Here is a 23,063-nt window from a genome sequence, read left to right on the forward strand (position 1 = left end):
GGACGGGCGCGAAGTTTCCGCTCGCGGCTATGGGAACCTGCAAGTCTTGAAGTTACCCTCCGCGCATGATTTCCACGGTTGTCTGGGGTACCGGCAACGTCGGCCGTTTGGCCATCCGTGCCGTAGAGGCCCATCCGGCGCTGAAACTGGCCGCCGTCATCGTCCACAATCCCGAGAAGGTCGGCCGCGACGCCGGTGAACTCGGCGAGCTCGACTACGAGGTCGGTGTCGCGGCCACCGACGACATCGAGGCGGTGCTCGCGGCCCGCCCGCAGGCCGTCTTCTACGCGGCGTCGGGCGACATCCGACCCGACGACGCCCTCGCCGACATCAGCCGGGCGATCCGCTCCGGGGCCGTCGTCGTCAGCCCCGCCCTCTACCCGCTCTACGACTACCGCAACGCACCACCGGAGTTCCTCGATCCGGTGACCGCCGCGGTCGCGGAGGGCGGTGGCTCGCTCTTCGCCTCGGGCGTCGACCCCGGCTGGGGCAACGACGTGCTCCCGCTCCTGCTCAGCGGACTCGGCACCCGGGTCGACGTCATCCGCTGCCAGGAGATATTCGACTACTCCACCTACGACCAGCCCGACTCGGTCCGCCTCCTCGTCGGCATGGGCCAGCCCATGGACTTCGAACCGATGATGCTGATGCCGTCCATCCCGACCATGGTGTGGGGCGGCCAGATACGGATGATGGCCCGCGCCCTCGGCGTCGAACTCGACGACATCCGCGAGACGGTGGACCGCCGCGCCCTCGAAACCACCGTCACCACGAGGACGATGGGCGATTTCGAGGCCGGCACCCAGGGCGCCATCCGTTTCGAAGTGCAGGGCATCGTCGAGGGCGAGCCCCGCATCGTCATCGAGCACGTCACCCGCATCCACGCCTCCTGCGCCCCCGACTGGCCGTCTCCGCCCGACGGCGGGGACGGCGCACACCGGGTCGTCATCGAGGGCCGCCCGCACATCGAGGTCACCATCGAGGCCACCGACGAGGGCGAGAACCGTTCCGCGGGCGGCAACGCCACCGCCGTCGGCCGTCTGGTCGGCGCCATCGACTGGCTGGTGGAGGCCGAACCGGGGCTCTACGACGCCCTGGACATCCCGCTGCGCCCCGCCATCGGCAAACTCGGAAGGAAGCACCCATGAGGATCGACGTACCCGAAGGCCAGCACCCCATCGAGTACGTGTGGGGCGACCTGGTACCCGGCATCGGGATGGCCGCGGCCAACTTCTCGCTGTCGGTGTACGCCCACACCACCCTGGGGCTGCGCGAGTTCGAGGCCGCCCGGCTGCGCGTGGCGCAGATCAACGGGTGCATCTTCTGCCTGGACTGGCGCACGGACCGGGACGGGCAGAAGGTCGAGGACGAGTTCCCCGAGGCCGTGACCCAGTGGCGCACCACCGACCGCTTCGACGAGCGCACCCGGCTGGCGGCGGAGTACGCCGAGCGCTACTGCCTCGACCACCACGGCCTGGACGAGGAGTTCTGGGAGCGGATGTCGGCGCTCTACAGCCAGGTCGAGATCGTGGAACTGACGATGAGCATCGGCTCCTGGCTGGCCTTCGGCCGGCTCAACCACGTGCTCGGGCTCGACAGCGTGTGCATGCTGCCGGGCCACTGAGCCGCGGAGGGGGAGAGCGGCGCACATGGGTCCGGGGCCGTCGGTGAATCCGACGGCCCCGGGCCTTCGTGCTGCCTGTCACGACCTGGTGGACCCTTGCGGGCAGGGCGTCGGGCGTTACAGGTCGGTGGCGATGATCTTCTCGATGTTGCGCTCGGCGAGCGCGGTGATGGTGACGAACGGGTTGACGCTGGTGTTGCCCGGGATGAGCGCGCCGTCGATGACGTACAGGCCCGTGTAGCCGTGCAGGCGACCGTAGTTGTCGGTGGCCTTGTTCAGGATCGCGCCGCCGAGGGGGTGGTAGGTGAGGTGGTCGCCCCAGATCTTGTTGGTGCCGAAGAGGTCGGTCCGGTAGATCGTCCCCTCCTTCGAGTTGATCTTGTCGAAGATGGTCTTGGCCATGTCGATGGACGGCTGCTTCCAGGCCGTCTGCCAGTTCAGCTTGACCGCGCCCGAGGCCGCGTCGTAGCTGAACTCCGCACGGTTCGGGTTCTTCGTGATCGACAGGTAGAAGGACGCGTAGGTTTCGATGCCGGTCGGCAGCGGGGCCACCTCGGCGAAGGCGCCGCCCGCGTCCCAGTTGTCGATGCCGCCGCAGGGGATCGACGCCTGCACCTTGCCGGTCGGGTCCCACATGTGGTTGGCCCGGCCGACCATGACGTTGCCGTTGTCGCCCCAGCCCTTGCCGATCTCCGAGTTCAGGTTGGGCAGTGCGCCGGTGGCCTTCAGCCGGACGAGCAGCTTGCTGGTGCCGACGCTGCCCGCCGCGAAGAACACCTTGTCCGCGAGGACGGTCTTGGTGCCGATGGTGTCGCCGGTGGTGTTGATCTGATCGATCACGACCGTGTACCCGCCGCCGGAGGCCTGGGAGACCGAAGTCACCTTGTGCAGTGGCGAGATGGTCACCTTGCCGGTGGCCTTGGCCTGGGCGATGTAGGTCTTCTGGAGGGACTTCTTGCCGTAGTTGTTGCCGTAGAGGATCTCGCCGGCCACGGCGGACTTGGTGACGGTCCCGGCCGCCTCCTGCTTCATGTAGTCCCAGTCGTACACGTCCGGGACGAAGACGAAGGGGAAGCCGGAGCGCTGGGCGTGCTTGCGGCCGACGCGGGCGAACTGGTAGCAGTCGACGGTGTCGAACCAGGCCGGGTCGATCAGGCCGACGCCGAGGCCCGCGTTGGCGCGCGGGTAGTAGGTGCTGTACATCTCCTCCGCGTCCACGGACGGGAGGATGGCGCCGAAGTTCGCGCGCTTGGGGGTGACCGCCATACCGCCGTTGACCAGCGAACCGCCGCCGACGCCGCGGCCCTGGTAGACGATGATGCCGCCCATTTCCTCGGCGTCCAGGATGCCGGTGTAGCGCGGGATGTCCTTGTCGATGGGGAAGCCCAGGAAGTTGCTCAGGGGCTGTTTGGTCTTGGTGCGCAGCCAGTAGGAGCGCTGGTCCGGGCTGGTGGTGCTACAGAAGATCTTGCCGTCCGAGCCCGGGGTGTCCCAGGCCATGCCCATCTCGATCATGTGGACGTCCACGCCGGCCTGGGCGAGCCGCAGGGCGGCGACGGAGCCGCCGTACCCGGTGCCGATCACCAGGGCCGGTACGTGGGCGCCGTTGTCGATGGGGCCGGCGGCGGTCGCGTCGGCCGTGGCGGCCTGTGCTTGGGTCGGCATGATCGGACCCGCAAGGGCCATGGCCCCAAGAATGGAACCTGTTCTACCCAGAAACCCGCGACGCGAGACGCCGTTGGTGTTGGTTTTGTGCAGGCTTTTGTCGCTCATGTGAGCTTCCTCACTCTAGGCTGAATGAGAACGAGTTCTACTGCTGAGTGCTTGTGAAGTCACTAGATACGCCTAGGTATCTTTCGCTGCTCGTGGTCGCGGAGGGCGCCGGTCCGGGGTCCGGGTTCCGTCGCCGAAGGTCCCATCGGACGCTGGGAACGACCACTGGCTGTGGCGCAGTGGTGGTCTGGGAGTGACTGGAGCGCGGGGGGCGGGCATGGGCGGGCGGAGCGCGTGCCGGTCGAATCCGGCACGTCAGAAGTCGAACGCGTTACGGGGCGGAGTCCAGTGCCGGGTGACGGGAAGGTCCGGACCACGCAGCCACTCCGTCATGGCTGTGTCGCGCGCACCCGACGGCCGAAAAGCGGCAAACCGCAGCGTGCGGCCGTGATCGGGCCCGGAATCTTTTTACCTTCGCCAAGTGGGTCTGTTCGCCGTCCGGGCCGGTGTTACAGGCCCGGCGTCCCCCGGTCCGGGACCCCGTGTACACAAGGAGAACCCGCGCTCCCCGGTCCGGACGAGGACCAGAACGGAGGCCGCGGCCGCGAAGGCGCACCAGGTGGAGGCGAATTCCAGCCGCCACAGCGCGAAACAGACGAGTGCCCCGACGGTGAGGAGCGCGCCGAGGCGGCGGAGCAATCGGTCGCCGGAGATCAGCAGGGAGCCGAGCGTGGCGAACAGATAGCCCGCAAGAACCAGTGGCATCCATGGAACGTTCACGCCGTACCCGAGGACGTGGCCACGTACCTCGGCGCTCACCGGGCGCGTCGCCAGGCAGTACGAGAGGTACGCGCCGGTGGCGAGACCGGCGCCCGCCGGCCACCACAGGCGGGGCCGGAGCGCCGGCGCGGCGGCGAGGAGGACCCCCAGCGGCACCCACACCGGCAGCAGCGGCAGGGCGATCACCGCCCAGGCGGTGGTGGCCGGGCCGCAGCCGCCGCCGGACCTCCAGACGGCGGCCTCGATCAGCTGGTGTGCGCCCAGGATCAGCGGAAGCGCGGCGACGGGCAGGTCCCTGGCCCTTCGCGTGCGCACCAGGCAGACGATCCCGATGGCGGTGATGGCCGTACCCGCCGTCAGATCGGCCGTCGCGCTCCAGCACATGGTGACCTCCCGCTCTCACGGTAGGGCGGACCGGCGCCGTCTGCCACGCCACAGATCACTGGAAAAACTCGACAGGACAAAGAAGATTTCTGCACGACTCTTGCTGTGTTCATGCGCGGGGTTCTACTGTCCCCGCCATGTCCCCAAGAAGAGCCGCAAGAAGCGCCGCAGGCAGAGTCACGGCCGGAACCGAGAGAGGAGCCGCGAGAAGAGCCGTTCCCGGAGGAGCCGCCGCCGCGCTGGCGGCGATCACCGTGACCACGCTCGGTCTCGGCGCCCTGGGCGCCGGCTCGGCCGCAGCGGGCCCCGCCACAGCCCCCGCCCCCGCGACAGCCGTCACCCGGGCCGCCCTCGATCCCGCACTGGTCGAGGGCCGCGGAGCCCGGGTGCCCTTCGCCGAGCAGGAAGCCGAGAACGCGGTCACCTCCGGCACGCCCATCGGCCCCGACCGCACCGCCTACGCCCTGCCCGCGGAGGCCTCCGGCCGCAAGGCCGTGAAACTGGCCCCGGGCGAGTACGCGGAGTTCACCCTGCCCGCGGCCGCCAACGCGCTCACCGTCCGCTACAGCCTCCCCGACGCCCCCTCCGGCGGCGGCATCACGGCCCCGCTCGACGTCACCGTCAACGGCAAGAACCGCCGCTCCATGACGCTGACCTCGCAGTACTCGTGGCTGTACAACCAGTACCCCTTCAGCAACGACCCGCAGGCCGACCTCCTGCACCCCGACTGGTGGATCACCGAGTGCGGCTGCGTCCCCGCAGCCACCACCCCGGCCCCGGTCGTCACCAAGCCGTTCCGGCCCACCCACATGTACGACGAGCAGCGGCTGCTCCTGGGCCGCACCCACCGGGCCGGGGACAAGATCCGCCTGACCGTCCCGGCCGGGAGCACCGCCGCCTGGACCGTGATCGACCTGATCGACTCCGAACTCGTCGGCGCTCCCCACATCGAGACGGCCGCGGCCAACGTCCTGCTCTTCGGGGCGGACCCGACCGGCCGCCGCGATTCCGCGGACGCCCTCGACCGGGCCATCGCCTTCGCCAGGCGCCACCGGCTCCCGGTCTACCTGCCGCCCGGCACCTACCAGGTCAACCGTCACGTCGTCGTGGACGACGTGACGGTCACCGGCGCCGGCAGCTGGTACACCACCGTCAAGGGCAAGGGCGTCGGCTTCTACGGCAAGGAGGCCGCCGACGGCGGCAGCCGGGGAGTCCACCTCTCCCGCTTCGCCATCGAAGGAGACGTCCGCGAGCGCGTGGACACCGACCAGGTCAACGGCGTGGGCGGAGCGATGAGCGACTCCACCGTCGACTCCCTCTACATCCACCACACCAAGGTGGGGCTCTGGTTCGACGGCCCGATGAGCAACCTCGAAGTCACCCGCAATGTCATCACCGACCAGATCGCCGACGGCCTCAACTTCCACACCGGCGTCACCGACTCCCTCGTCCAGGACAACTTCGTCCGCAACACCGGGGACGACGGCCTCGCGCTCTGGTCCGAGAAGACGGCCGACGCCCGCAACACCTTCGACCACAACACCGTGCAGAGCCCGACCCTGGCCAACGGCATCGCCGTCTACGGCGGCGCCGACACCACCGTCACCGCCAACCTCGTCGCCGACCCGGTCCGGGAGGGCAGCGCCCTGCACGTCGGCTCCCGCTTCGGCGCCGAACCCTTCACCGGAACCCTGCGGATCGCCGGCAACACCACCGCGCGCGCGGGCACGTACGAACTGAACTGGAAGATCGGGCTCGGCTCCATCTGGTTCTACGCCCTCGACCGGAGCATCGACCAGGCCGACATCCAGGTCACCGACAACTCCTTCCTCGACAGCACCTACAACGCCGTCATGCTGGTCGGCGACTGGCCGGTGAAGGACAAGGTGCGCATCGAGAACGTCCACTTCAAGGACATCAAGGTCGACGGCACCGGCACCTCCGTCCTCAGCGCGCGGTCGGCAGGCTCGGCGACCTTCGAGAACGTCGACGCCCGCAACGTGGGCGCCGTCGGGGCCAACAACTGCGGCTCCTTCAACTTCCCCGGCACCGGCTCCGAGTTCACCCTCGTGGACCGGGGCGGCAACGACGGCGGCGGCACCACGGGCCCCTGGCTGGCCGGCTGGGAACTGCCCAACACCATCACCTGCGACGACCGCCCGCCGGTCGTGGCCCCGCCCGCGCCCGGCCCCTGGTAGCAGGGGCGGGCCGTCCGGATCACCGCTCCGCCGCTCCCGGGGGTTCGAGCGGCGGAGCGGTCACCGCGCAGTTCGTACGGCACTGCGGGTGGCAGCTCCCGGGCGCGGGGGAGCGTACGGTCGTCCACGCCACGACCGAGCCGAGCACCAGCACCCCCGCGCACCACGGCATCGCACGCCCGAACGCCGCGTCGAAGGCTCCGGCCGAGAGGTAGGCGTCCGGGCCCATCCCGGCCAGCAGCGGCAGCGCGGCCACCGCGAGCAGCCCGGCGGCGCGAGCGGCGGCGTTGTTGATCCCGCTGGCCAGCCCCGCCCGGCCGGGATCCACCGAGGACAGGACGGTGGCCGTCAGCGGAGCCACCAGGGTCACCATGCCCATCCCCATCACGAGCAGCGCCGGCAGCACGTCCCGTACGTACGAGGCCTCCTCGCCGACCCGCAGCATCAGCAGCATCCCCGCCGCGCACAGCAGCGGCCCCACGGTCAGGGGGATCCGCGGGCCGATCCGCTCGCCCAGCTCCGCCGACCGGGCCGACAGCAGCAGCATCAGGGCGGTGGTCGGCAGCAGGGCGGCCCCGGAGGCGAGGGCGGAGTAGCCGGACACCACCTGGAGCTGGAGCACGACGAGGAAGAAGAACCCGCCGAAGGCCGCGTACACGCACAGCGTGACCAGGTTGACGGCGGTGAACCGGCGCGAGGCGAAGATCCCCGGTGGCACCATCGGATCGGCCCGCCGCCGCTCGACGGCGACGAAGGCACAGCCCAGCAGGACGCCGCCGACCCCCGCCGCCACGACGAGGGCGGTGCCCGACCGGGCCTCGATGAGGGCGTAGGTGATCAGCGCCAGCGAGGCCGCGCCTAGGACGGCGCCCGCCACGTCGAACCGCCCGTGCGCCTGCGGATCCCGGGACTCCGGTACGTGTCTCAGCGCCACCGGGACGCACAGCGCGGCCAGCGGCACGTTCAGCAGGAACACCCAGCGCCAGCCCGGCCCGTCCACCAGCCAGCCGCCGAGGAACGGCCCCACCGCCGCGCCCACCCCGCCGAACCCCGACCACAGCCCCACCGCACGGGCCCGGTCGTCGGCGTGGATCGAGGACTGGATCAGGGCGAGGGAACCGGGAGTCAGCAGTGCTCCGCCGATGCCCTGCAGGGCGCGGGCCGCGATCAGCACTCCGGCGTTCGGGGCGATTCCGCACAGCAGCGAGCCCACCGCGAACCACACCACCCCGAGCACGAAGATCCGGCGCCGCCCGAAGCGGTCGCCGAGCGCCCCGCCGACCAGGATCAGCCCGGCGAGGGTCAGCAGGTACGCGTTGACCGTCCACTGCAGCACCGCCAGATCGGCGCCGAGGTCCCGCCCGATGCTGGGCAGGGCCACATTGACCACGGTCGAGTCGAGCAGCGCCATGGCGGACCCGAGGACGGTGGTCAGCACGATCCACCGGCCCTGCGCGGAGCGGAGCCGGACGCCGGGTGGCTGTTGTGCGACGGGGTCGGTCATTCCCCCAGGCTGGCCGGTCCGCCCCCGGACGGCCACCCGGCCGCGGACACGGTTCCACGGTCAGCGGAGGAACTCCAGGTCCCGGGGTTCCAGGGCCGAAAGGGGGCGGGCGGCGCGCAGCACCACGTCCAGCGCGCGGCCGGGGTCGCAGTCGTACGTACCGCTCGCCCAAGCGGCGTTGGCCTCGATCACCGACCAGCCGCCGCCGTCGGCGAGGCCCACGTCGACCACGATCGCCGACGGCAGGGTGGAGAACGGCAGCCCGGCGGCGAAGGCGAGGGCGTCGGCCGAGGCCGGGCCCAGGCTGAGGCGGCCGTCCTCGGCGTAGCGGCTCGCGGTGCGGACCGCCCCGTCGAGGAGGAAGAGCCGGTACTCGGCGGTGAACCGCACCACGTCGCTGACCAGTACTTCGGTCCGCGGATCCACCGCGTCGGGTCCCGGCAGCCGGGAGCCGTCCGCGTAGACGAGCGCCGGGATCTCCTTGTCGTTCGGGGACTTCACGAACACGGGCCGGCGCAGCCCGTACGCCTCGCGCAGCGGCATCAGCCGGATCTCCCGGCCGGTGAGCCGGCGCGGCAGCCGGGCCAGCCAGTCGGACGGCGCCTCCAGGAGGCCGATCCCGAGCCCGGGGGCCACCGCGTCGGCGAAGCGCGGACCGGCGTGCACATGCGCGGCCCGCAGCCCTTCGGGCACGTCGAAGGTGTCCAGTCGTACGGTGGCCAGCCCGCGCGCGTGCGCCGCGTCCCGGAGCCGGGTGGCGGACGCGGTGAGGCGGGGAGGGAGGAGCAGGGTCATGCGGTGACCTTGCCGGAGGATCCAGCCCGGCGTCATCCGGATTTCGGCGGCGGGCGGTGGGCGGCGATCGGCGGTCGGCGGTCTGGGGAGGCGGCAGGGCGGGTGCGGGCATTCGGGTGGCGGCGCTGACCGGCCCGTGGGACGCGCCGGAGCCGCGCGGCCGGACGCCGTACCGTACCGACCATGACGCTGCAGAGCGACCGGGCCGGGCAGAGCGGGCAGAGCGGGTGCGCGGAACGGGTCGAGGCCCTCGTGCGGGAGGCCGACCCCGGGGCCGCCTGGGCATACGGAGGTCCGCAGGGCCCGAGCGCGGCGGCCGGAGCGGGCGCCACGCACCGGGCCGGTGCGGAACCCGAGGTGCTCGACGTCGGTGGGCTGGCGGCCGTGCTGGCCGTCTGGCCCGTCATCGGGATCCTTGTGAGGGAAGGGGAGCTGAGCCTGCACACCCCGCTCACCGCGTACGGAGCGGGCGACGGCCTGCCCGCCGGAGCCACCGCACACCAACTGCTCACCCACGTCGGCCACGTTGGCCACCTCGGCCACCTCCCCCAAGGCCCCGCCCCGGTTGCCGTGTCCGCCCTACCTTCTCTGGTCCGGCTGGCCGAGCGGCTCTGCGGCCGGCCGCTCGCCGAGTTCGCCGCGGACCGGATCTGGGGTCCGCTCGGCATGACCCGGACCCGCTTCGCCGCGGACGGCACCCTGCGCGCCCCCGTCGCCGACCTCGCCCGGTTCCTGACCCATCTCCTGGCCCCTGCGGAGGGCTCCGGCGAGGGCTGCTCCGCCGCGGGCTCCTGCGAGGGATCCGGTGCGCGGCCCGTCAGCCGGGCCTGGACCGACGAGTCGCTGCGCATCCGCACCGGCGAGCTCACCCCCGCCCGCGGCCTGCTCTGGCATCCGGCCCCGCACGGCGCCTGGTCCCACGGCGAGGGCCCCGCCCTGTGGGTCTCCCCGCGCCGTCGGCGCTGGGCGGCCCTGCTCCCCACCACTCCGTCGGCCCCGCTCCGTACCGCCTTCCGTGACGCCGTCTTCGATTCAACTCCCGCCCACTGATGGTTGGTTGTATCCTCGGGATCCGATGAAGAAGACCCGTCGGAAGGACCGCGAACCGCCCGGTCCCGGGAGTCCGTGGGACGAGATCGCCCCGGGCCTCTGGATGGGCGGTCACTTCTGGACCGACCCGGCCGGGGAGCTGCAGCCGGTCGTCGTCGGAGCCGAGTTCGACCTGGTCATCAGCCTTTTCACCCACCCGGGCCACGGTCCGGGTCCAGGCGTGGAACACCTGGTCGGCCACATGCCCGACGCCCCGCTCACGGGCGCGCAGCTCCGTACGGTCCAGCGGCTCGCCAGGGCCGCCTGCGCCGCCCTCGCCTCCGGACGGACGATCCTGGTCCGCTGCCATTCCGGTTACAACCGGTCCGGGCTCGTCGTCGCCCAGTGCCTCGTCGAGCGCGGCCTCGTACCGGCCGCTGCCGAGGCGATCGAGCTCGTCCGCCGCAAGCGCTCCCCGTGGGCCCTGCACAACGAGACCTTCACCGAGTACCTCGCCGCCGGGCTGGACACCGCCGCGCTGCTCGTGGAGCTCGACCCGCTCCCGTAGGCCGGGCTCCTCGTCCCTCGGAGCGCGGACCCCGGGTGATCGACGTACGGTGAGCGCGAGATCACCGACCGTCGAATCCCGGCTGCGCGGAGGTACACGGATGCGTACGGCCCAGGAGACCGCCCTCGATGTGCCCGCGGCGCCGGACCCCGCCACGGCGGCCCCGGCTCCGGCCGCGGCGGCCCGCGAATGACGGCCGGTGCGGGTCGCGCCGGCCGCGCCGGGAGCGTCCGGTTCGCGGCTGCCCACGCGCTGCCGGTCCTCGTACGGGGCTTCGTGAGCGCCCGCCCCCGCACCGGACGGGGGCACGCCGCTCCCGGTCGGCCGCGCTGGTCCGCGGCCACCCTGCGGGCTCTGCGCGAGCGGCACGGCGGGGCGCCCGTACTAGTACGGGGGCTGACCGGCACCGTCCTGCTCATCCTGGACCCGCAGGACGTACGGCAGTTCTACGCCGAACCCGTCGACACCCTCGCCCCGGCCTCCGCCCCCGGAACCCCGGACGGCTGCGCCCACGCCGGGCCGAGCGCCCAGCGGCGGGCGCTCGACGGCTCCGTCCTCGCCGCCGGGATCCCCGTGCACCCCTCGTGCGGGCCGTTCCTGTCGGTCCTCGCCGAGGAGGCCCGGCGGCTGACGGCCGGAGGCTCCCTCGAACTCACCCGCGCCCGCCACGTGGTGGCCCGCGCCGCTCGGCGCATCGTCCTCGGCGACGCGGCCGCCGAGGACCTGGAACTCACCCGCAGGCTCGGACGTTTCCACGACAAGACGGGTGCGCGCATCGCCGCGTACGCGGCCGACGCCGAGCCGCACACCCTCGTCGGGCGGGCACGCAGCCACGCCGACCCGACGGGGAGCTTCGACCCGGTCGAGCAGGCCCGGCACTGGCTGTCGGCCTTCGACCTGGTGCCCGGCCTGATGCTGCGCACCCTGCTGCTCCTCGGCGCGCACCCGGCCGAGCAGCGCGCGGCGGCCGCCGAGGCACGGGAAGCGGACGCGGCCAAGGGAGCGCTGCCCCGGCTGCGGGCCTGCGTCCGCGAAGCGCTGCGCCTGTACCCGGCGGTCCCCGACCTGATACGGATCACCCGCGCCGAGACCGAGTGGCGGGGCGTGCGTCATCCCGCAGGGACCTGCGTGCTGCTCCCCGCCCTGTTCCACCAGCGCGATCCCGGACGCGTACCGGCCGCCCACGTCTTCGTACCCGGCCGGTGGGCTTCGCCCGAGGCGGTGCGGGACATCCGGATGGCTCCCTTCAGCCATGCCGAGGGCCGCTGTCCCGGTGAGCAACTGGGCCTGCTGGTCACGGCCGCGCTCTGCGCCGAGGTGCTGCGCGGGCACCGGGTCCACGCCGTGCGGCCCGCGCTCGACCCGCTCGGTCCGCTGCCCGCCGCCCTGGAACCGCAGGGGATCCGGCTCCGGCTGACCCGGCGCTGAAGCCCCGCGCCGGCATCCCGTCCTGAAACCCGTCCTGAAACCCGTCCTGAAGCCCGTGCTGAAGCCTGTGCTGAAAGTCCGCTCCACAGCACCGGTCCACAGCATCGGTCCGCCCTGCCCCATCCGCCCGACCACACGAGGGATCCATGTCCGACGCCGCGACCTCCGCGACCTCCGAGTCGGCCGATCCGGACTCAGATCCGGACGCCGATCAGCTGGGCGCCCTGTGCCGGGAGTTGTGCGAAGCCGCCGACGCCGTCGGCGAAGCCGCCCGCTACGCCTCCGGCCTGGCCCTCGGCTCCCGGCTGCCGGTCACCGCCCTGACCTCGGGCAGCCGCCGCCGGGCGGCCTGGCGTACGCTGCTGCGCGCCCTCACCGACCCGGCCGGACTCGGCTGGGCCCCCCGGGGCCGGGGCGTGGCCCGGGCCGGCTGGCTCGCCGGGGTCTTCGCCGGCCGGGAGAGCCTGGCCGTGAGCCTCGCGGTGTGCGGACTCAAGGGACGGATCCGGGCCGCGCGGACCCGTAACCCGGAACTGGCCGCCGACCCGGACGCGGCCGTGGTCCTGCGGGCCGTCGAGGAGGACCGGCAGGCCGACGCCGTCCGGGAGTTCCAGGACCTGGTGCGCCGGCAGGGCGCCGGACCGGCCTTCGCCCTGCTCAACCCGTCCTTCGCCGACATCCTCGCCTGGAACGCGCTGACCGACGGCAACCCCTTCAACGACCATGCGGGCTGGCAGATCGCCACCGGCAGGGCGGTGCGAGCCGAACCGCTCCTCGGGATCGGCGCCGCCCTGCGGGCCTTCTTCGCGCCGGGCCCCGACTGCCCCGGACCGGAGACCGGCTTCCTCGCGGAACTGGACACCACCGGCACCCCGGCCGGATACCTGCGCAACGCGGAGGGGCTCCGCGCCGCCGCCGGGGGAGCGGTCCTGCTCCAGCAGGTCGTCGGGGCGGACGACGGCGAGCGCTACGTGGTCCAGCTGGCCGGCCCCCCGCCCATCGGGCCCGACCGCGAGGGCTCCCCGGACGGCGGCTGCGGCGGGCCCGACGGGGACGACGGGCCCGACGGATACCTCCGCATGGTGGCCGGGGCCGTACGCCGCCTCGTGCCCTCCGGATCCGAACTCGCCCTGGTCGGCTGCGGACCGGGCGCCGACTCGGCCGAACGGCTGGCCACGAGCCGGGAGTTCACCACCGTCTACCCGGCCGCCCGGCTGTGCGCCGGCCCCGGATCCCCGGCCGCCCTCGCCGCCTTCGAGGGCTGGGTCACCGGCAGCCATCTCGTCGGACTGCCGGGGCGCCCCGACGTCTACGTTCCCGGGAGGCCGAGTTGAGGAAGACGTCCGGGCCCGCTCCGTCCGAAGGCCTGCGCGCCCACTCGGCCGCCCTGCGCTCGCACGCCGAGCGGCTGCGCCGGGCCGCGGACGACCTGCACTGGCAGGGGCCGCGGGCCGACGCGTTGCGCGCCGAGGTGGAGGACCTGGCCGAGCGCTGCGCCACGGCGGCGGGCGGCTTCGACCTGGCGGCGGCCCAACTCGCCGGCTGCGAGCGGTCCCGGAGGAACCGCGAGAGCCTCTAGAGGAAGAGCGACAGCAGCAGGACGAAGCCCAGGGCGACCACCGAGATGATCGTCTCCATCACCGACCAGGTCTTGAGGGTCTGGCCGACGGTCATGCCGAAGTACTCCTTGACGAGCCAGAACCCGGCGTCGTTGACGTGGCTGAAGAACAGCGACCCGGCTCCGATGGCGAGGACCAGCAGGGCGGTCTGGGCCGTCGGCATGCCCGCCGCGAGCGGGGCCACCAGGCCGGCGGCCGAGATGGTGGCGACCGTGGCCGAGCCCGTCGCGAGCCGGATGGCCACGGCGATGAGCCAGCCGAGCAGCAGGGTCGGGATCGACCAGTTCTGCGACAAGTCCATGATCATCCGGCCGACGCCGACGTCGATCAGGGTCTGCTTGAAGCCGCCGCCCGCGCCCACGATCAGCAGGATCCCCGCGATCGGGGCCAGGGACTTCTCCACCGTCACGGAGAGCCGCGCCTTGGTGAATCCGGCCGCCCGGCCGAGGGTGAACATGCCCACCAGCACCGCCGAGAGCAGGGCGATCAGTGGGGACCCGGCCACGTCGGTGACCCGCTGCACCGCGTTGGCCGGGTCGTTGACCACGATGTCGACCAGGGCCTTCATCAGCATCAGGACCACCGGCAGCAGCACGGTGAAGACCGTCGCCCCGAACCGCGGGCGGTGCTCCAGGTCGGCCGAGGGCCGCTGCGGCACCATGTGCTCGGGCGCCGGGATGTCCACCCACCGGGCCGCGTACCGGGCGAACACCGGGCCCGCGATCACGACGGTGGGTATGGCGACCAGCACGCCGAGCGCGAGGGTGACGCCGAGGTTGGCGTGCAGCGCGTCGATGGCGACCAGCGGGCCGGGGTGGGGCGGGATCAGCCCGTGCATCACGGACAGGCCGGCGAGCGCAGGGATGCCGATCCGCATGAGCGAGTAGTTGCCCCGCTTGGCCACCAGCAGCACCACCGGGATCAGCAGCACGATGCCGACCTCGAAGAAGAGCGGGAGTCCGATCACCGAGGCGATGAGCACCATCGCCCACGGCATCGCCCGGCCCTTGGCGCGGGCCAGGATGGTGTCCACGATCTCGTCCGCGCCGCCCGAGTCGGCGAGCAGCTTGCCGAGGATCGCGCCGAGCGCGATCAGTACGCCGACGCCCGCGACGGTGGAGCCGAGTCCGGCCGTGAAGCTGGTGATGGTCTTGGCCAGGGGGGCGCCCGCGAACACGCCGAGTGCGAGCGAGCCGAGCGTCAGCGCCAGGAAGGCGTGCAGCTTGAGGCGCGTGATGAGCAGGACGATGACGGCGATGCCCGCGATGACGGCCATGCCCAGCTGGGTGCTGCCGGCCGAGGTGATCGGTTCGGTGGCGGCCGCTGCCAGGGTCTCGACGCTGAGACTGGTCACGGTGACGGTTCCTTAGGTGTCGTTCTCCGGAGGTGTCGAACTCCGGAGAGGAGAGGGGAAAGGGCGCTACGCGGTGGGGACGTGGAGGTCGCGCAGGGCGGCCAGCGCCCGTTCGGCGATCTCCGCCGGGGTTCCGGACACGTCCACGAGGACGCCGGGTTCGTCCGCCTGGAGCGGCTCCAGCGTGGCGAACTGAGAGTCCAGCAGCGTGGTGGGCATGAAGTGCCCCTTGCGCGCCGCCATCCGCTCCTCGATCAGGGCCCGTTCGCCGGTGAGGTGGACGAACACGGTCCCGGGGGCGGTGGCGCGCAGCCGGTCCCGGTAGGCGCGCTTGAGGGCGGAGGCGGCGACGACCCCGCCGCCGTGGCCGGCCCGGTTGCGCATCCAGTCGCCGATGGCGTCCAGCCAGGGCCGGCGGTCCCCGTCGTCCAGGGGGGTGCCGGCCGACATCTTGGCCACGTTGGCCGCCGGGTGGAAGGCGTCGCCCTCCGCGTACGGGAGGGCGAGGGCGTCCGCGAGCAGCCGGCCCACGGTGCTCTTTCCCGTACCGGCCACGCCCATCACCACAATGACGCGCTTCACCGCGCACCTCGTTTCGCTGTCCTCGTCGACATCGGCCCGTACGGCGCCTGGCACCACTGAAGCCCATTACGTAGTACTTATTCAAGGGTTGCTCGGTAAAACATCACACCTTTTGTTCGTCGGGGCATCACCGTACGCTTACGCCATGACCACAGAAGGCTCGGGAGACCAGGCAGGCCAAGGTGGCCGGGACGGCCAGGGCGGCCAAGGGCTCCACTCCCACGTCCTGGACACCCTCGGCCTCGCGATCACGGCGGGGGAACACCCGCCCGGCAGCGTCCTGCGCACCGACGAGATCGCCGAGCGCTTCGAGGCCTCCCGCACCGTGGTCCGCGAGGTCGTCCGGGTCCTGGAGTCGATGCACCTGGTCGAGTCCCGCCGCCGGGTCGGGGTCACCGTCCGCCCCGCCGAGGAGTGGAACGTCTACGACCCGCGCGTCATCCGCTGGCGGCTCGCCGGCACGGACCGCCCCCGCCAGCTGCGCTCCCTCACCGTGCTGCGATCCGCCATCGAACCGGTCGCGGCCGGGCTCGCGGCCGCCCGGGCCACCCCGGAGCAGTGCGCCGAACTCACCGAGGCGGCGCTCGGAATGGTCCGCACCTCGCGGGGCCACCAGCTCGACGGCTACCTCCGCCACGACATCGCCTTCCACCGGGTCGTGCTCAACGCCTCCGGCAACGAGATGTTCGCGCGGCTCGGCGACGTGGTCGCCGAGGTCCTGACCGGCCGGACCCAGCACGCGGTGATGTTCCACGACCCCGACCCGGCCGCCGTCACCCTGCACGTACGGGTGGCCGAGGCGGTACGGGAAGGGGACGCGGCCCGCGCCGAGGCGCTGACCCGGCAGATCGCGGTGGGCGCGCTGGAGGAACTGGACGTGCTCGCCCCGTAGCCTGCCGGACCTCGCGCGAGGCCCCGTACGGGCTGCCGTTCGGCGTACCGGCACCGCGTGTCGTTGGACCAACTCGCTGACACTGCGGCGACATTAGCGTTTTTGATCTTCGTGCGACCCCTGCCCGGGAGATGCTCCCCCTCGCTTCGGCCGGAGCATTCGACCATTCCGTTCGGCGAAGGGGTACTCGCATGTCTTCCACAGCAAGAACCGGACGAAGGGCCCGGCTGGCCGGTGGCCTCGTGCTGCCGGTGGCCGTGGCACTGGGCGGATTCACGATTCCGGCCTCGGCCTTCGAAGGCGGTGCGGCGGGAGCCGCGGAAGTCGCCGCGGTGACGGCGCCCGCGCCGGAGGCCGGGGGAGGCTCGGGCGGCGCCCCCGACGAGGACCGGGCCGGGCCCGGCACCTGCGACCGGACCCGCGCCGAGGCGGTACCCGAGAACGGTCACCCCTGTGCCGGACCCGCCGGACCGGCTGGACCCGCGGGACCTGCCGGACCCCACGGGCCCAGGGGGCCGCAGGGCAAGCAGGGCCCGGCCGGGCCGCCGGGCACCAAGGGCGACAAGGGCGACAAGGGCGACAAGGGAGAGCGGGGCGAGAGGGGGGGACGAGCGCGCCGGGGACCAAGGGCGACGCCGGACCCAAGGGGGACACCGGTCCGCCGGGCCCCAAGGGCGAGCCGGGCGAGCAGGGGGCCGCCGGCCCCGACGGGGAGCGCGGCGCCCTCGGCCGCAAGGGCGACGCCGGACCCAAGGGCGACCCCGGCCGCTCCGGTGACGCCGGGCCCGCCGGACCCCAGGGCCAGCAGGGCCCCGCCGGCCCGGCCGGTCCCCCCGGGGCCCAGGGGCTTCCCGGACTCCCCGGCCCCGTGGGCGCCCAGGGCTTCGCCGGACCTCCCGGCCGCCAGGGCGCTCCCGGCCCCACCGGCACCGCCGGAACGCTCGGCCCGCTCGGCCCCGTGGGCCCGCAGGGGGTGCCGGGCCCGATGGGACCGTGCTCCTCGGTGGACAGCCAGATGCCCAACAACTCCGAGGAGTTCGCGCTCGTCCTCAAGGACAGCAAGACCTACCTCGGCCGCCGCACCCGCGACATGGTGGGCAACTGGGGCGATTTCGGCTGGACCGACCTCACCGTGGCACCCGTCACCGGCTATCCGGCCGAGGTCTGCGCCGTGGGCCTGGCCATCCAGGGCAACGACGTGAAGATCAAGGCACTCACCAAGACGGGCACTCTTTACCACACCCACTGCGTGAGCAACGGCCGCGCCGTCATCTGCGATGCGCCCTGGTCGCCCGTGGTCCCGCAGCCCGGAGCGCTGCCGGTACCCCCGCCCACCTCCTGAATCGTGCTCCGGCGCGCTGATGCGCGCCCCGGCGCCCGCATCGCGGCATCCGCCCCGTACGCCACACTGGGCGGGTGCTGGGACATGGCGACGGGTACGAAGGCGGCGGGAGTGCCTCCTTCGTGGGGCGGGTCGGCGAACTGGCCGCGCTCGACAGGGCCTTGCGGGGCGAGTGGCGGGGAGAGCGGCAGGGCGGGCGGACCGGTGACCGGCTGATCACCCTGACCGGGCCGGGCGGCGTGGGCAAGAGCCGCCTGGCCCGGCGGGCCGCGGGCCGGGCCGAGGCCGTGGGCGCCGCGGGCCCGTTCCCCGACGGGGTGCACTGGGCCGACCTCTCCCCGCTGCCCGACGAACGCCTGCTCGTGGCCACCGTGGCCGACGCGCTCGACCTCGCCGACCACACCTCGCGCAGCCTGGCCACGGCGGTGCGCGAATGGATCGGCGAGCGCAGGCTGCTCCTCGTGCTGGACTGCTGCGAGCACCTGGTGGCGGCCCTGCGGAGCCTCGTACCGGAGCTGCTCGACGCGGCCCCGCACCTCGTGCTCCTGCTCACCGCCCGGCAGCGGCTCGGACTGGAGCGCGAACACGTCCTGGACATCGGCCCGTTGCCGCACGCGGCCGACCCGTACGGCAACGAGGAAGCCCTCGCGCTGTTCACCGCGCGGGCCGCCGCGACCGCCCCCCGGCACGCGCCGCCCTGGACCGAAGCCCGCCTCGGAGCCGCCCGGTCGATCTGCGCCCGCCTCGAAGGGATCCCCCTCGCGCTGGAACTGGCCGTCGCGCAGCTGACGGACCACACCATCGAGGAACTGGCCGTGCGGCTCGCCCGCAGGATCGGTCCGCTGTCCACCGCCGTCCCCGTCCAGCCGCCCCGCCACCGCGCGCTGCGCACCGCCGTCGGATGGAGCCACGAGTGGTGCGAACCGCGCGAACGGCTGCTGTGGCTGCGGCTGTCCGTCTTCGGCGGCACCTTCGAAGAGTCCGCCGCGCGCGCCGTGTGCTCCGCCCCGCCGCTCAACGAGGCGCTCGTCGCACCGCTGCTCGCGGCGCTCGTCGCCAAGTCCGTCGTGCGCCGGGGCGCGGACGGCTCGTACCGGATGCTGGACACGATCCGGGAGTACGGGGCCATGTGGCGGGACGAAGCCGGCGAAGGGGACGCGCTGCGGGCCGCGCACGCCGCGTACTTCACCGACCTCGTGCGCGCCGCCGAGCGGGACTGGCTCGGCCCCGCCCAGCAGGAGGGCTACCGGCGGGTCGCGGCCGTCCACGGAGATCTGTGCGCGGCCCTCGACCACTACCTGGACACCGCCCCCGCACGCGCCCTGGACCTGGCCGCCCGAGCCGGCTTCTACTGGGCCTGCTGCGGCCACCTGCACGCCGCCCGCGGCTACCTGGAACGGGCCCTGGCCACCGCACGGCCCGAAGAGGTGTCCCCGCTGATCAGGGTCCGCGCCCTGTGGGCCCTCGGAGTGACCCTGCTGCTCCAGGGCGAACAGGACCAGGCCCACCGGCTGGCCGTCGGCTGCGAGGCACTGGCCGCAGGGCTCGACGGCGAGGCCGGATCCGGACCGGGAGCCTCCGGGCCCGCGCTGGACGCCGCGTACCTGCTGGGTCTGAGCCACCTCCTGGCCGGGCGGACGCTGGCCGCGCGGATCGTCTCCGACAACGCCCTGGCGGCCTACCCCGGCACCCCCTTCGACTCGGCGCCCCGGATCCGCTGCCACCTCGTACGGGTCTTCGCGCTGACCGGCATGGGCTTGTTCACCGACGCCCGCGAGGAGGCGGAACTGCTGCGCTCCGGCTGCGCCGAGCGCGGCGAGCACTGGACCCGGGCCTACGCCGACTACCAGCTGGCCCTGATCTGCCTGTTCGAGAGCCGCCCCGCCGAGTCCGCCGTCCACGCCCGCGCCATGCTGGAGAGCAAGCGGGAGCTGGGCGACAGCTTCGGCACGGCCCTGGGCCTGGACCTGCTCGCGGCGGCCCGGGCGGCGTCCGGCGACGGGGCGGGCGCGGCGCGCGCGTACGGCACCGGCCACGCCTACTGGCAGGCGGTCGGCCACCCGCAGCGCGGCACGCCCGAGCTGGCCTCCGTACGCGAGGAGTTCGAGCGCACGGCGCGCGGCGCCCTCGGCGACCAGGCCTACGAGGCGGCCTTCCTGGAGGGCGTCCGGCACGGCCACACCCTGCGCACGCGGGCCCGGCCCGACGGGGGCTGAGCGCGCCGCCGCTCAGGGCTGGTCGGGGAAGCCCGCGAAGTATCCGGCGGCCATGTCCTCGTCCCCGTGACCCAGGGCGTCGGCGCGGTGGAAGCGGGCCCGCGCGGCCACCGCCAGGTCGACCGAGATCCCGGCCGCCTCCGCGGCGTCGGCGATCAGGCCGGTGTCCTTCTCGGCGCCCCGGACCGTGAAGGAGGGCGCGAAGTCCCGCTCCAGCACGGCCCGCATCTTGGCCTGGAGGTAGGGATTGTCCATCGGGCCACCGGTGACGGCCTGCGCGAACAAGTCCGTGTCCACCCCGAGCCCCTCCGCCAGCGCCAGGGCTTCGCCGACCGCGGCCGTCACCGTGATCGCGTATCCGACGGTCGCCAGCTTCAGCCGGGTCGCCGCGCCGGGCTCGTCCCCGGCCCGCAGCACTTTGCCCCCGACGGCGGCGAAGACCGGGTCCAGGCGGGGGTCGGCGGGGCCGGCCACCAGGACCACCAGGGTCCCCGCCTCGGCGGGCTGGCGAGTGCCCTGCACCGGGGCGTCCACGAAGACCAGTCCGTGCTCCTGCGCGAAACCGGCCAGTTCTTCGAGCGCGGCCACGCCGACCGTACCCATCTGCGCCCACACCTGACCGGCGCTCAGCCCCTCCACGGCCGCGGCCATGGCCCGCGCCACCGCCGCGCCGTCGGCCAGCATGGTGAGCACCACATCGGCCCCGGCCACCGCCTCGGCGGGTCCGTCCGCGACGACGGCGCCTTCGGCGGCGAGCGCGACCGCCTTCTCCCGGGTCCGGTTCCACACCCGGACCTCGAACCCGGCCCGGAGCAGGTTGCGGGCCATGCCCGACCCCATGATCCCGGTTCCCAGCAGCGCGACAATGCTCACGGCGTCACTTCTCCTCTGACCATCCCTCGGGCGTTCTCCGGGGACAGTCTCACGCGTACGCGGCCCGATCCCCGCACGGAAGGCCCTCCGACCCGAATCACAAGAGTGAGTTGCCGTCGGCCCATCATCCGCCGGAGGGGCTCGCCGCGCCGCCGGGGACGGTGTTCGCCGAAGGCGTGCCGGCCGTCGCGAACTGGGTGCGGTACAGCTCCTCGTACCGTCCGCCCACCGCCAGCAGCTCGGTGTGGGTGCCGCGTTCCACGATCCGGCCGTCCTCCACCACCAGGATCAGGTCGGCGGCCTGCACGGTCGACAGCCGGTGCGCGATCACCACCGCGGTCCGGCCCGACAGGGCCTCGCCGAGGGCCTCCTGGACCGCCGCCTCCGAGGTGGAGTCCAGATGGGCGGTGGCCTCGTCCAGGATCACCACCCGCTGTCTGGCCAGCAGCAGCCGGGCGATCGTCAGCCGCTGGCGCTCACCGCCCGAGAGCCGGTAGCCGCGCTCGCCGACGACCGTGTCGAGCCCGTCCGGGAGCGAGGCCACCAGACCGTCCAGGCGGGAGCGGCGCAGGGCCTCCCAGATCTCCTCCTCCGTCGCCCCGGGGCGGGCCAGCAGCAGGTTGGCCCGTACCGACTCGTGGAACAGATGGCCGTCCTGCGTGACCATGCCCAGCGTCTCCCGGATGGAGTCGGCGGTGAGGTCCCGTACGTCGACGCCGCCGAGGCGCACCGAGCCGAGGTCGGTGTCGTACAGCCGCGGGAGCAGCTGCGCGATCGTGGACTTGCCCGCTCCGGAGGAGCCGACCAGGGCGATCATCTGACCGGGCTCGGCGCGGAAGGACACCTCGTGCAGCACGCGCGTACCGCCCCGCGCGTCGAGGGTGGCGACCTCCTCCAGCGAGGCGAGGGAGACCTTGTCGGGGGAGGGGTATCCGAAGGAGACCCGGTCGAACTCCACCGCCACGGGGCCTTCCGGCACCCGTCGGGCGTCCGGCTTCTGGGCGATCAGCGGCTTCAGGTCGAGGATCTCGAAGACCCGGTCGAAACTGACCATCGCGCTCATCACCTCCACCCGGGCCCCGGCGAGCGCGGTCAGCGGCGCGTACAGCCGGGTCAGGAGCAGGGCGAGCGCGACGACGGACCCCGCGTCCAGGGTGCCGTGCAGCGCGTAGTAGCCGCCGAGTCCGTAGACCAGGGCGAGGGCCAGCGCCGAGACCAGCGTCAGGGCGGTGATGAAGGCCGACTGGGCCATGGCCGTCCGGATCCCGATGTCCCGGACCCGGGCCGCCCGCGCCGCGAACTCCGCGGACTCGTCGGCCGGGCGCCCGAAGAGTTTGACGAGGGTGGCGCCCGGAGCCGAGAACCGCTCCGTCATCTGCGTGCCCATCGACGCGTTGAGCGCCGAGGCCTCCCGCTGCATCGAAGCCATCCGCGCGCCCATCCGGCGGGCCGGCAGCACGAACACCGGCAGGAGCACGAGGGCCAGCAGGGTGATCTGCCAGGAGATCCCCAGCATCACGGTCAGGGTCAGCAGCAGGGTGACGGTATTGGCGACCACCCCCGACAGGGTGTTGCTGAAGGCGCGCTGCGCGCCGATCACGTCATTGTTCAGCCGGCTCACCAACGCCCCCGTACGGGTGCGGGTGAAGAACGCCACCGGCATCCGCTGCACGTGGTCGAAGACCGCGGTCCGCAGATCCAGGATCAGCCCCTCGCCCAGCGTGGCCGACAGGCGGCGGACGAGCAGCCCGAGGCCCGCCTCGGCGACGGCGATCAGTGCGATGAGGAGGGCGAGGCGGGTGACCGTACCGCTCTCGCGGCCGTCGACGATCGCGGTGACCACCCGGCTCGCCAGTACCGGGGTGGCCACCGCGAGCAGTGCGGTCACCACGCTGAGCAGCAGGAACAGCGTCAGCCCGCGGCGGTGCGGGCGGGCGAAGGCGGCGACCCGGCGCAGGCCCTCTTTAGAGAGCGGGCGCCGGTCCTGTTGGGCGTTCATCGCGCTGTGCAGCGATGTCCAAGCGGTGACTTCCATGTCCATGAACCGAACGTTAAGACCTCAATCAAACTTGAGGTCAAGGGATCGGGCGAGGGTCACTCCGAAACGTGTCCAACTCCCGCTCGTATGAGGGATTTTCAGGGCTCTCGTGCGCACCCGCGCC

The 23,063-nt window shown here is 73.0% G+C and carries 19 protein-coding genes; 11 read left to right on the forward strand and 8 right to left on the reverse strand.

Annotation, left to right across the window (positions count from 1 at the left end):
• The first annotated feature begins 65 nt into the window (after positions 1 to 65).
• A complete protein-coding gene (locus AC3IYJ_RS35860; RefSeq protein WP_489398682.1) occupies positions 66 to 1,148 on the forward strand; it encodes an NAD(P)H-dependent amine dehydrogenase family protein in 1,083 nt (360 codons plus the stop codon).
• Complete coding sequence (locus tag AC3IYJ_RS35865; protein WP_489398683.1) at positions 1,145 to 1,624, forward strand: carboxymuconolactone decarboxylase family protein; 480 nt, start codon at positions 1,145 to 1,147, stop codon at positions 1,622 to 1,624. The genes AC3IYJ_RS35860 and AC3IYJ_RS35865 overlap by 4 nt, the downstream gene beginning before the upstream one ends.
• A 117-nt stretch (positions 1,625 to 1,741) precedes the next feature.
• On the opposite strand, the gene AC3IYJ_RS35870 is transcribed toward AC3IYJ_RS35865, so the two are convergent.
• Together AC3IYJ_RS35870 and AC3IYJ_RS35875 are read right to left on the reverse strand one after the other, a co-directional pair.
• On the reverse strand, positions 1,742 to 3,397 hold the full coding sequence (locus AC3IYJ_RS35870; protein ID WP_489398684.1) for a GMC oxidoreductase: 1,656 nt from the start codon (positions 3,395 to 3,397) through the stop codon (positions 1,742 to 1,744).
• Positions 3,398 to 3,805: 408 nt separating this feature from the next.
• Positions 3,806 to 4,501, reverse strand: coding sequence for a DUF6629 family protein (locus tag AC3IYJ_RS35875; protein ID WP_489398685.1), 696 nt, complete (start codon positions 4,499 to 4,501; stop codon positions 3,806 to 3,808).
• 254 nt (positions 4,502 to 4,755) lie between these two features.
• Between AC3IYJ_RS35875 and AC3IYJ_RS35880 the strand changes: the two genes are divergently transcribed.
• On the forward strand, positions 4,756 to 6,699 hold the full coding sequence (locus AC3IYJ_RS35880; protein WP_489398686.1) for a glycosyl hydrolase family 28-related protein: 1,944 nt from the start codon (positions 4,756 to 4,758) through the stop codon (positions 6,697 to 6,699).
• A gap of 19 nt (positions 6,700 to 6,718) precedes the next feature.
• On the opposite strand, the gene AC3IYJ_RS35885 is transcribed toward AC3IYJ_RS35880, so the two are convergent.
• Positions 6,719 to 8,203 (reverse strand): MFS transporter, encoded by a 1,485-nt coding sequence (locus AC3IYJ_RS35885; RefSeq protein WP_489398687.1) that lies wholly within the window; start codon positions 8,201 to 8,203, stop codon positions 6,719 to 6,721.
• 60 nt (positions 8,204 to 8,263) lie between these two features.
• Positions 8,264 to 8,998 (reverse strand): ATP-grasp domain-containing protein, encoded by a 735-nt coding sequence (locus AC3IYJ_RS35890; protein WP_489398688.1) that lies wholly within the window; start codon positions 8,996 to 8,998, stop codon positions 8,264 to 8,266.
• Positions 8,999 to 9,181: 183 nt separating this feature from the next.
• On the opposite strand from AC3IYJ_RS35890, the gene AC3IYJ_RS35895 reads away from it, so the two are divergent.
• From AC3IYJ_RS35895 to AC3IYJ_RS35915, 5 genes are all read left to right on the forward strand, one after another.
• Complete coding sequence (locus AC3IYJ_RS35895; RefSeq protein ID WP_489398689.1) at positions 9,182 to 10,048, forward strand: serine hydrolase domain-containing protein; 867 nt, start codon at positions 9,182 to 9,184, stop codon at positions 10,046 to 10,048.
• A gap of 25 nt (positions 10,049 to 10,073) precedes the next feature.
• Complete coding sequence (locus tag AC3IYJ_RS35900) at positions 10,074 to 10,595, forward strand: protein-tyrosine phosphatase family protein (RefSeq protein ID WP_489398690.1); 522 nt, start codon at positions 10,074 to 10,076, stop codon at positions 10,593 to 10,595.
• Positions 10,596 to 10,784: 189 nt separating this feature from the next.
• Positions 10,785 to 12,023 (forward strand): cytochrome P450, encoded by a 1,239-nt coding sequence (locus AC3IYJ_RS35905; protein WP_489398691.1) that lies wholly within the window; start codon positions 10,785 to 10,787, stop codon positions 12,021 to 12,023.
• A gap of 146 nt (positions 12,024 to 12,169) precedes the next feature.
• Entirely contained in the window at positions 12,170 to 13,357 is a 1,188-nt protein-coding gene (locus AC3IYJ_RS35910; RefSeq protein ID WP_489398692.1) for a hypothetical protein, read from the forward strand.
• Entirely contained in the window at positions 13,354 to 13,602 is a 249-nt protein-coding gene (locus AC3IYJ_RS35915) for a hypothetical protein (RefSeq protein ID WP_489398693.1), read from the forward strand. Before AC3IYJ_RS35910 ends, AC3IYJ_RS35915 begins: the two co-directional genes overlap by 4 nt.
• Here AC3IYJ_RS35915 and AC3IYJ_RS35920 read toward each other — a convergent pair.
• Entirely contained in the window at positions 13,599 to 14,996 is a 1,398-nt protein-coding gene (locus tag AC3IYJ_RS35920; RefSeq protein WP_489398694.1) for a GntT/GntP/DsdX family permease, read from the reverse strand. The two genes, AC3IYJ_RS35915 and AC3IYJ_RS35920, sit on opposite strands and share 4 nt — an antisense overlap.
• 66 nt (positions 14,997 to 15,062) lie before the next feature.
• Positions 15,063 to 15,557: a gluconokinase gene (locus AC3IYJ_RS35925; RefSeq protein ID WP_489403032.1), complete on the reverse strand. Its 495-nt coding sequence runs from the start codon at positions 15,555 to 15,557 to the stop codon at positions 15,063 to 15,065.
• A 166-nt stretch (positions 15,558 to 15,723) separates the two neighbouring features.
• Here AC3IYJ_RS35925 and AC3IYJ_RS35930 point away from each other — a divergent pair, with 166 nt between their 5' ends.
• The 3 genes from AC3IYJ_RS35930 (at position 15,724) to AC3IYJ_RS35940 (ending at position 20,028) form a co-directional block, all read left to right on the forward strand.
• Positions 15,724 to 16,470 (forward strand): FadR/GntR family transcriptional regulator, encoded by a 747-nt coding sequence (locus tag AC3IYJ_RS35930; protein ID WP_489398695.1) that lies wholly within the window; start codon positions 15,724 to 15,726, stop codon positions 16,468 to 16,470.
• A gap of 868 nt (positions 16,471 to 17,338) precedes the next feature.
• Positions 17,339 to 17,812: a hypothetical protein gene (locus tag AC3IYJ_RS35935; RefSeq protein WP_489398696.1), complete on the forward strand. Its 474-nt coding sequence runs from the start codon at positions 17,339 to 17,341 to the stop codon at positions 17,810 to 17,812.
• Between the two features lie 74 nt (positions 17,813 to 17,886).
• A complete protein-coding gene (locus AC3IYJ_RS35940) occupies positions 17,887 to 20,028 on the forward strand; it encodes an ATP-binding protein (protein WP_489398697.1) in 2,142 nt (713 codons plus the stop codon).
• A gap of 12 nt (positions 20,029 to 20,040) precedes the next feature.
• On the opposite strand, the gene AC3IYJ_RS35945 is transcribed toward AC3IYJ_RS35940, so the two are convergent.
• Positions 20,041 to 20,901 (reverse strand): NAD(P)-dependent oxidoreductase, encoded by an 861-nt coding sequence (locus AC3IYJ_RS35945; RefSeq protein ID WP_489398698.1) that lies wholly within the window; start codon positions 20,899 to 20,901, stop codon positions 20,041 to 20,043.
• 124 nt (positions 20,902 to 21,025) lie between these two features.
• Positions 21,026 to 22,942, reverse strand: a complete 1,917-nt coding sequence (locus tag AC3IYJ_RS35950; protein WP_489398699.1) for an ABC transporter ATP-binding protein — start codon at positions 22,940 to 22,942, stop codon at positions 21,026 to 21,028.
• Positions 22,943 to 23,063 lie beyond the last annotated feature (121 nt).

The organism is Streptomyces sp. GL_140, assembly GCF_057834465.1.